Raw genomic sequence first — 8198 nt, forward strand, 5'->3', positions numbered from 1 at the left:
GGACATGAAGACCATGACCGAGAGCACGCCGAACCCACCACGATGGGAGTGGGCGATGACGGCCGACGAGTCGCCCGAGCCGGTCGACGTGTTCTCCGGGCCCGCGGCCTACGACGAGCTCGCAGCGCCGCCGGCGGCCGCGGGCCGTGAGATCCCGATGGGGGAGTTCACCGAGCGGGAGTGGGCAATCTTTCGACAGGGACAGCGGTGGGGCTGGGAATCTCGGCGGTCCGAGGTGGACGCCGCGTGGAACGCCTACAACGGCGCCGACTACGACGCCGATCGGTACTACCGGGCCGCATACGACCACGACAACCACGACTGCACCATCCACGCCAACAAGGGTCCGTACCAGGGAGCGCGTGCCCGCCTGTTGCAGTGGGACTACTGGCCCGACGAGGAAGAAATGCTCCCGCTCGACACCAACCGAGGGGACGCATGACCAGAGCTCGGAGGCCCTCCTCACGTAAGCGTGAGTGCCTCCCCACCAGCTAGCGCCCTCGGTCGTCTCTCTCCCGACCGGGACGCTTCCCTGTCCGCGCTACGCGGACCGCCGCAGAGTGGTGTAGCAGGCGGATTCGCGGGCGGGTGTTAGCGCTTCGCGCGGCGACGCCCGGACCGGACGGCCGCACGTGGCCGTGCGTCGGTGCTGCCGCCGCTCATGATGACAAGCATCAGTGCGATCGCGCCGGCGAAGCCGAGGACCGCCAGCGCTGAACCGACGAACGTGTGCGAGATCTCGTACCCGGGGTCGAGGCCCCATGTCAGGGTCGACCAGGCGATGAGTCCGAGGCGCAACTGGTTCACGACAACGACCGTGACGACGCCGACGAGTGTCGCCAGCAACCAACGCAGCGGCGACACTCGGGTGAATCCGATGAGCGCGGCCGACAAGAACATGATCGGTGCGGCAAGGATCACGATCGTGCACTCCACGGTGATCCGGAACGCGATGATTTGCGTATCGGAGAGGTGCAACAGGAAGGTGTCTCCCCACAGCATGCTGCGGTTCTGTGTCACCGGGCCGATCCAGTACGACGCCAGAGCCGCTTCGACGTGACGGACCTGGTCGAGCATCACGATGAGCACGATGCCCACCCCGGCCGCGAGAGCCCCAAGTAGGTGTCGGACGGTACGGGTGAGGGGGTGCATCCGGACGGGTGGTGCCGCGATCGTGGACATGACGCTCCTTCTGTTGCGACCACAGTAGATCTAAAATTTTCTGTGTTCAAGTGTTGCACACAAAAATATTTGTGCTTACAGTGGTTGCAATACCGCAGCAGTCGGCTGCACCACCAACCGAAGGACTGATCACTTGCGTAAGACCCTCAAGGCATCGCTCAGCGTCGCCGCTCTCGCCGTTGCCGGCACTGCCCTGCTCGCCAGCCCCGCGAACGCGACGGACATGCCGTCGACGACCACGATCGCCGCCGGCCAGCACGCGAACGTCCCCTTCACTATGCAGAACGACGGCGCCACGATTCCCGGCATGGTGGGTGCCGGATCGATCACGTTCAACGCCCCGGCGAACACCACCTTCGGCGCTCAGGCGGGTGTCACGACGCAGTACTCCAGCGATCGTGGCACGACCTGGGTCGGCAACGCGGCAGTCATCGGTAACTGCACCGTGGGTGGCGCCGGTAAGACGCTGACCTGCACGCAGACGACGAACTCCAGCTGGCCCGCCGGTGGACAGTTCCGCTTCCTCCCTGTCGTGACAGTCGACGCGGGTGCGCAGGCTGGCACGTACTCGGCAAATTCCACCTACAGCTTCGAGGTGGCAAACGGCGGTGGGCCCCGCACGGAGACTGCGAGCCTGAATGTTCGCGTCATCGTGAAGCCCGCCGCACCGACCGTGTCGAACATCGACAACGGGTCGGGCAACACTGTGCTCTCCGGCGACGGCGTGCCCGGTGCGACCGTCACCATCAAGGACGACCAGGGCAACACCGTCGGTACCGCAACCGTCGGTGCGAGCGGCAAGTGGACCGCCGACCTCGGCTCGAACCTCTCCGGCACCGCCTCGGACCTGACCATCACCCAGACCGCTAACGGCCTCGATTCCGACCCGACCACGGTCAGCGCCGCGAACCTCCCGATCGCGAACCCCGCGGTCGCTGGCGGCCTCGGCCTCGCCGCCGCCGCTGCCCTCGGAGCGGTCGTGCTCGTGCGCCGCAAGCGCGCCACCGCGTAGAACAGAACGAACACTCACGGTGCTGGGGTCCGACAACAGTCGGACCCCAGCACCGCTGTTTCACGCCAAGCTGAAATCGGACGCGGCAGCAAGGCGCCAACTCATCATCTGATATACGTGCTACTGGTAGGCTGAGTGCGTGCCGATTCCTCAAGCTGCGAAGCATAGTGTCCGGCCGGCCCTCGCGGACGTCGTGATGCGTCAACTGCGGCAGGTCATCGAAGACGGGCAACTTGAGCCCGGAGAAGCAATCGATGAGCAGGCCATTGAGGCCTGGACGGGCGCATCAAGGACTCCGGTGCGCGAAGCGATCGACCGCCTCGCAGCGATCGGGCTGCTCGACGTACAGCCGCAGCGCACCACCCGCGTCAGCGTTGACGACCGGGAACGTGTCCGGGCAACCCTCCGAACCCTCGACGCGTTTCTCCCCGCTTGTGTGTCGTTGGTGCTGCCTGTTCTGTCCCAGCCAGAGCGGACGAGACTTGCGAGCTTGCTCATACCCAACGGCAGGGCACTGTTCGTCGCAGATGGGATGCTCGCCGAGCTCGTCAGACTGGTTGGGAACGACCGCGTCACTCGGACGTGGGACGATCTCGCTCCATTCGTGCGGCGGCACTGGAACCTCGTGCCAGACGATGCGCCGGCCTTCGAGCAGGAGGACATCGACGCGTTGCGGACGGCGATCGCAGATGCAGACGCAGACCGTGCCAGCGCGGTCCTGTCAGCATGGTTCCAACGCGTCGCCTCGAGAGAAGGGATCAGCTGATGCCGTTGCCTCCTCTCGGAAGCGGCGCCGACGCGCCCAGCAGGCCGCTGCTGAAGGACATCGCGTTCGAGCGTCTCTACGCAGCAATCCAGGACGGCACACTCGAACCAGGTGAGGTCCTTGCCGATGAGGCACTGCTCGCCTGGCTGGGGATGTCGAAGAACCCGGTGCGGCACGCGTTGCTGCGTCTCCGAGACGCTGGACTCGTCGACATGGGAGTCGGGCGACCCACGCGGGTGAGCGCCCTCGACCCGGATCGCACCAATCGTTCGCTGCTGCTGTCCGGCATGATCAACGAGTGGGCGGTGCGTGCTACGACCGCAACTCTTACCGATGCGCAGCGACTTGCCGCGGCCGAAGCGATCGGATCTCTCCGCGACCACATCGCGGCCGAGGACTGGTTCGCCATCGAGCGGGCGGTGGCTGATTTCTTCCGCGTCTTCACCGACGCGACCGGGAACGAGGTCCTTCGTTGGCAGGTCGATCGGCTCTCTCAGCAGCTGGCACGGTTTATGCGGCCAGGAGCGTCACGTGTGGACCCAGCGGTTATGCACGCTGGCATCGACGCCGTGAACGTTGCCGTGCAGCAGCGCGATGCGGCCGCGGCAGGTGCTGCGGTTGCAGCGTTGTATGAACCGACCAGGTCAGTGTTCTTGGAGCGCGGCCGGGTCGTCCTCCCGGCCGACTGACGACGATGGGCGCCCGGTCGTGTCGACCGGGCGCCCATCGGGGTTCAGCTCAAGCGGCGCGGACCGCGGGCATCGGTGTCGCGGTACCGAGCTCGAGCGCGATCTGTGCGATCCGCCAGCTGGCGCTCCCGTCGCCGTACGGGGACGGGGTTCCATCGAGCGACGTGTTGTCGGACTCGTCGAGAAACGCCCGTGCTGCCGCGGCGATGTCTTGCTCGGGTGTGACGAGACGGGCGAAGCCGGAGTCGACCGCTTCGGGGCGCTCGGTCGATCGGCGGATGACTAGGAGTGGCTTCTTCAGGACCGTGCACTCCTCCTGCACTCCGCCGGAGTCGGCGACGATCAGTCGGCAGCGGGACGCTAGCCACAAGAACGATGCGTGACCGACCGGCGCGGTGACGGTCATGCCCTCCAGCAGGTCCGACAGGCCGAAGCGGGTGATTGCGCTGCGGGTGCGCGGGTGCAGGGGGAGTACCACCGGCAGCCCGGTGCCGCGCAGCCCCTCGAGCACCCGGCGGAGCGCAGGCTCCGAGTCGGTGTTCTCGGGGCGGTGGATGGTCGCGAGGACGAACGTGTCCGGCACGCCCGGTACCGCAGCGGTTGGATCTGACTCGGCGCGGGCGAGCGAGTCCAACGTCGCCTCGACGACCGTGTTCCCGGTGACGACGATGCGGGCGGGGTCGACGCCCTCTCCTTCGAGGTTCCGCCGGTTCACCTCGGTCGCAGCGCAGTGCACGTCGGCGAGGGCGCCGACCACGAGACGGTTCAGTTCTTCCGGCATCGCTCGGTCGTACGAACGAAGACCGGCCTCGACGTGCACGAGCGGGATCCCGAGGTAGCTGGCAGCCTGTGCACCCGCCGACACTGCGTTCGTGTCGCCCTGAACGATCACGGCGGCGGGGCGGTTCTGCTCGAACTCCGCGGTGAGCGCAGCGATCGCGGATGCGATCTGTGTCCCGCGTCCCTTCCCCCCGATCCCTGTGAGGACCACGTCGGGCGTCCCGATACCGAGCTGGTCGAGGAACTGGCCCGACATGGTCTCGTCGTAGTGCTGGCCCGTGTGGATGACCCGCGCGGCGTCGCCGAGTTCCCGCACGATCCCGGCGAGCTTGATGATCTCCGGCCGCGTCCCCATGACGACGGCGATCGACTTCGGCTGTGCCATCTGTGTTCCTCCTGTGCTGAGTCCGACCATCGGACGATCAAATATTAGATGCTCTTGTGTTCAGTTGCAAGATGTGTGAATATCTGACTACAGAAAATTTCAGATCCGCTCTGGCGGAGGTTGGAGATTGACATGCCGCGGTACGGCGCGCAACTGATGGATCGGCGACTCCTGTCCGACCAGGCCTACGACGTGCTCCTGCGCCGCGTGGTCCGCGGAGAGATGGCGCCCGGTGAGCGGATCAACGTCGATGCGATCGCGGAGGAGCTCCGCATCTCCCGCACGCCGGTGCGGGAGGCGGTCACCAAGCTCTCCTGGATGCGCTTCGCCTCCGTCGAGCGCAACGCACGCACGATGGTCGCCGAGTGGACGGCGGAGGACATGCGGCACCGGCTCATCGTCGTCGGCCGTCTCGCCGCACTGATGGCGGCGGATCCGGAGCTCCCGCTCGACGAGCTCGGGGCGGCCGTGGAGGGGGCCGAGGACGTCGATGCGTACCTCGGTGCCATCGAGTACCTGGTCGGCCGGGCGTCGAACCGTGTGGCTGCTCATGCGGTCGCTGACCACGTGGTGCCGCTGCGCATGTACTTCGACGTCCTCGAGTCCGCGCACGGGATCACCTGCCGGGCAAGCGCCGGCGAACGCGAAGAGGCGCTCCGCGCGATGCGGGCGGGATGTGCCAGCGGTGATCGACAGGCGGTCGGCATCGCGGTGAACGCCTACACGGAACTGCTCGCGGCTGCCCTCCGAGCGGCCGAAGCGCCCGTCTGACAGGCAGGGTTGCCCCTTCGCTTCAAGCATGCAACCATAGATCATAGAATATTTTAGATGGTTCGATGGTCGGACTGTCAGAAAGGAAGACATGTACGGAGGAGGCAACGGCCTCGGGCCCACCGCGGGTGGCCTCGGCGTGAGCGCACTGGCCTACACCGGGACTGGCTCGATGCTGCTCCCGCTGGTGGTCACCGGGCTGGCCCTGGCACTCGGGATCGCGCTCCTGGCGCGCAAGCGCTGGCTCAGCCGAGACGTTCCCGCCTGACGCACCACGGGCGCTGCCGCTGACCGCGGCGGCGCCCGACACCACCGTCACTCTCATCCCTGAAGTTCCGATCTCCCGAAGGATCCGTCTTGCTCCAGATCATGAACGCCTTCACCACGGTGATGGGTGTGATGTTCATCGCGTACATCTTCTTCATCCTCGTCCCGTTCCTGCGGTACCCGAAGGTGAACCCCGGGACCGCAGCCGACTTCGAGTACCACTTCTTCATCCCCTGCCGCGACGAGGAAGTGGTCGTCGCGACCACGATCGAACGCGCCCGCGGCGACTTCCCCGGCGCCCACGTCTGGGTGATCGACGACGACAGCGAAGACCGAACGTCCGAGATCGCGAACTCCTACGCTGCCCGAGACGAGCACGTGCACGTCGTCCAGCGTCGCCGTCCCGACGCGCGAACCGGGAAGGGTGATGCGCTGAACGCCGCCTTCGCGCAGTTGAACGCGTGGTTGCCCGCCGATGTCGACCGGACCCGGGTCATCGTCACGGTCGTCGACGCCGACGGAGAGATGGCGCCGAACGCTCTGGACGTCTGCGCCGCCGACGACGTGTTCGGTGATCCCGAGGTGGGGGCAGCACAGATCGCGGTCTGGATGAAGAACCGGGACGACAAGAAACCGTTCCCCGAACGTGGCGTCCTCGCCAACCTCACCGCCCGCTGGATGCTCCGCATGCAGGACCTCGAGTTCCGGACCGTCATCGCCGGCATGCAGTCCCTCCGAGCCCGGACGGGAACGGTCGGTCTCGGCGGCAACGGCCAGTTCACGCGCCTGTCCACGCTGGACGCGATCGCGGCGCTCTACGGAGATCCGTGGCACGGCGCCCTCCTCGAGGACTACGAGCTGGGTGTGCACGTGCTGCTCGCTGGCTCCAAGATCAAGCACGTCTACGACACCCACGTGTCCCAAGAAGCCCTCCCGTCTGTTCGTCGCCTCCTCACCCAGCGCACCCGCTGGGCGCAGGGCAACATCCAGTGCGTCCGGTACATCCCTGAGATCGTCAAGTCGCGGCACTTCGACGCCGCCGGCGTGCTGGAGACCTGCTACTACCTGGTGCTGCCGTTCCTGCAGATGCTCGGCGCGATCTCCTTCCTGATCATCTCCGCGTTCCTCGGGTACCAGCTCGTCACCGACCCGGCATCTCGCGCCGCACAGCTGAACAACCTGCCCTGGCTGATCGCCCTCAACGTCGTCTTCGCGATCGGGCCGTTCGCCGTGTGGGGGCCCGTGTACAAGCGCCGCTGCGAACCCGGCACCAGCTGGGGCGCCGCGCTGCTCTACGGCCTCGGCATGTGGCTGTACGTCTACTACATGTACATCTGCATCGCGCGCGCCTTCTCCCGCATTGCACGCCGGCGAAACGGCTGGGCCAAAACGCGCCGCAATGGCGAAGCACACGTCGTCCTCAATGGCTCCGTCGCCGTCGAGAGCTGAACCGCATGAACACCCTCACCCGCATCATCGGCATCATCATCCTCGACACCTCAGCAGCCGTCGGGGGCGCCTGTGCCCTCTGGCACAGCGGCGGCACTACCGCGACCACCGGCTCCGTCATGATCCAATTCGTTCTGGCGCTCGCGCTGATCGCCGCGCTCACACTTCGCCATGTGCTTGTCGGGCGCACCACCGTCCTCGAACGCGATGTACGCGCCATCACGATTGAGCTCCCGGTGGCGATCGCGCACATCGTGCTCATCATCGGCGCAGCGATCTCGTGGGGTGTCTCCGGCCAGTACTACTGGGGGTGGCAGCTCACGTTCGCAGCAATCTTCCTCGTCGTGACAGTCGTCCTGCAACTCCTCGCAGACGTGACCACTGGACGTAACCGGTCGCCGGCGGATCGACCCGAGCAGCAGATCCTCGAGCGGTTTTTCACCCTCGAAACCTGGCGTCTGATTTCCCTGACAGCAGCCGTCGCCACTTTGGCCCTCGCACACTCCATCCACCGTTGGGACCCGGGCATGGTGAACTTCCTCATCCTGTTCGACGCCGCCGTCATCGGAGTCACCCTCGCACTGCGGCTCCTGCTCACCGCGCGGAAACAAACAGAGAACACATCCCGCAGCGCGCAAGATTCCACGCCATGAGGGCTGACAGACCAGCGATGCGGCCTGTCTAACCGGCGCCTGGCGCACTCGGCGCGGCCGCACTCGCGGCCGTGACAGCGGTCGGGACGGCGCGGTATCGCATCGTCCTGCTCATGTTGTTGATGCCGAAGTAGAACGGACCCCCTGACGCCGAACTGGGATGGACCCCCTGGTTGACGCTAGGAGGGTGATCACAGTGGACACGTGGGCAGAGATCCGTCGGCTGCATCGAGCGGACAAGGTG

General features: G+C 66.3%; 10 protein-coding genes. 8 read left to right on the plus strand and 2 right to left on the minus strand.

The window, feature by feature from the left end:
* Window positions 1-13: 13 nt before the first annotated feature.
* Entirely contained in the window at window positions 14-442 is a 429-nt protein-coding gene (locus tag GVL05_RS13400; protein WP_159573421.1) for a hypothetical protein, read from the plus strand.
* 149 nt (window positions 443-591) lie between these two features.
* Here GVL05_RS13400 and GVL05_RS13405 read toward each other — a convergent pair whose 3' ends face one another.
* Window positions 592-1182: a hypothetical protein gene (locus GVL05_RS13405; RefSeq protein WP_159573422.1), complete on the minus strand. Its 591-nt coding sequence runs from the start codon at window positions 1180-1182 to the stop codon at window positions 592-594.
* Between the two features lie 133 nt (window positions 1183-1315).
* On the opposite strand from GVL05_RS13405, the gene GVL05_RS13410 reads away from it, so the two are divergent.
* The 3 genes from GVL05_RS13410 to GVL05_RS13420 all read left to right on the plus strand — a co-directional run bounded on the left by GVL05_RS13410 (window position 1316) and on the right by GVL05_RS13420 (window position 3649).
* Window positions 1316-2194 (plus strand): Ig-like domain-containing protein, encoded by an 879-nt coding sequence (locus GVL05_RS13410; RefSeq protein WP_159573423.1) that lies wholly within the window; start codon window positions 1316-1318, stop codon window positions 2192-2194.
* A 139-nt stretch (window positions 2195-2333) separates the two neighbouring features.
* On the plus strand, window positions 2334-2960 hold the full coding sequence (locus GVL05_RS13415; RefSeq protein ID WP_159573424.1) for a GntR family transcriptional regulator: 627 nt from the start codon (window positions 2334-2336) through the stop codon (window positions 2958-2960).
* Window positions 2960-3649, plus strand: a complete 690-nt coding sequence (locus GVL05_RS13420; protein WP_159573425.1) for a GntR family transcriptional regulator — start codon at window positions 2960-2962, stop codon at window positions 3647-3649. Before GVL05_RS13415 ends, GVL05_RS13420 begins: the two co-directional genes overlap by 1 nt.
* Before the next feature lie 49 nt (window positions 3650-3698).
* Here the strand turns inward: GVL05_RS13420 and wecB are convergent, their stop codons facing one another.
* Window positions 3699-4814, minus strand: a complete 1116-nt coding sequence (gene wecB, locus GVL05_RS13425; protein ID WP_159573426.1) for a non-hydrolyzing UDP-N-acetylglucosamine 2-epimerase — start codon at window positions 4812-4814, stop codon at window positions 3699-3701.
* A 132-nt stretch (window positions 4815-4946) separates the two neighbouring features.
* On the opposite strand from wecB, the gene GVL05_RS13430 reads away from it, so the two are divergent.
* The 4 genes from GVL05_RS13430 to GVL05_RS13445 all read left to right on the plus strand — a co-directional run bounded on the left by GVL05_RS13430 (window position 4947) and on the right by GVL05_RS13445 (window position 7954).
* Window positions 4947-5585 carry a GntR family transcriptional regulator gene (locus GVL05_RS13430; RefSeq protein ID WP_159573427.1) on the plus strand — a complete coding sequence of 213 codons (639 nt, stop codon included), beginning with the start codon at window positions 4947-4949 and terminating at the stop codon, window positions 5583-5585.
* 91 nt (window positions 5586-5676) lie between these two features.
* Window positions 5677-5853, plus strand: a complete 177-nt coding sequence (locus GVL05_RS13435; RefSeq protein WP_159573428.1) for a hypothetical protein — start codon at window positions 5677-5679, stop codon at window positions 5851-5853.
* An 89-nt stretch (window positions 5854-5942) separates the two neighbouring features.
* Window positions 5943-7301 carry a glycosyltransferase family 2 protein gene (locus GVL05_RS13440; RefSeq protein ID WP_159573429.1) on the plus strand — a complete coding sequence of 453 codons (1359 nt, stop codon included), beginning with the start codon at window positions 5943-5945 and terminating at the stop codon, window positions 7299-7301.
* Between the two features lie 5 nt (window positions 7302-7306).
* The gene (locus GVL05_RS13445; RefSeq protein WP_159573430.1) at window positions 7307-7954 is read left to right on the plus strand and encodes a hypothetical protein; all 648 of its coding nucleotides are present in this window, start codon (window positions 7307-7309) and stop codon (window positions 7952-7954) included.
* Window positions 7955-8198: the final 244 nt, after the last annotated feature.

Origin of the sequence: Curtobacterium sp. 18060, from assembly GCF_902706105.1 — a bacterium.
Classification (GTDB): Bacteria; Actinomycetota; Actinomycetes; order Actinomycetales; family Microbacteriaceae; genus Curtobacterium.

Bases quoted from the DNA above. Each gene is read 5' to 3' on its own strand.
- GVL05_RS13400 (WP_159573421.1), top strand. From the start codon at position 14: ATGACCGAGAGCACGCCGAACCCACCACGATGGGAGTGGGCGATGACG.
- GVL05_RS13405 (WP_159573422.1), bottom strand. From the start codon at position 1,182: ATGTCCACGATCGCGGCACCACCCGTCCGGATGCACCCCCTCACCCGT.
- GVL05_RS13420 (WP_159573425.1), top strand. From the start codon at position 2,960: ATGCCGTTGCCTCCTCTCGGAAGCGGCGCCGACGCGCCCAGCAGGCCG.
- wecB (WP_159573426.1), bottom strand. From the start codon at position 4,814: ATGGCACAGCCGAAGTCGATCGCCGTCGTCATGGGGACGCGGCCGGAG.
- GVL05_RS13430 (WP_159573427.1), top strand. From the start codon at position 4,947: ATGCCGCGGTACGGCGCGCAACTGATGGATCGGCGACTCCTGTCCGAC.
- GVL05_RS13435 (WP_159573428.1), top strand. From the start codon at position 5,677: ATGTACGGAGGAGGCAACGGCCTCGGGCCCACCGCGGGTGGCCTCGGC.
- GVL05_RS13445 (WP_159573430.1), top strand. From the start codon at position 7,307: ATGAACACCCTCACCCGCATCATCGGCATCATCATCCTCGACACCTCA.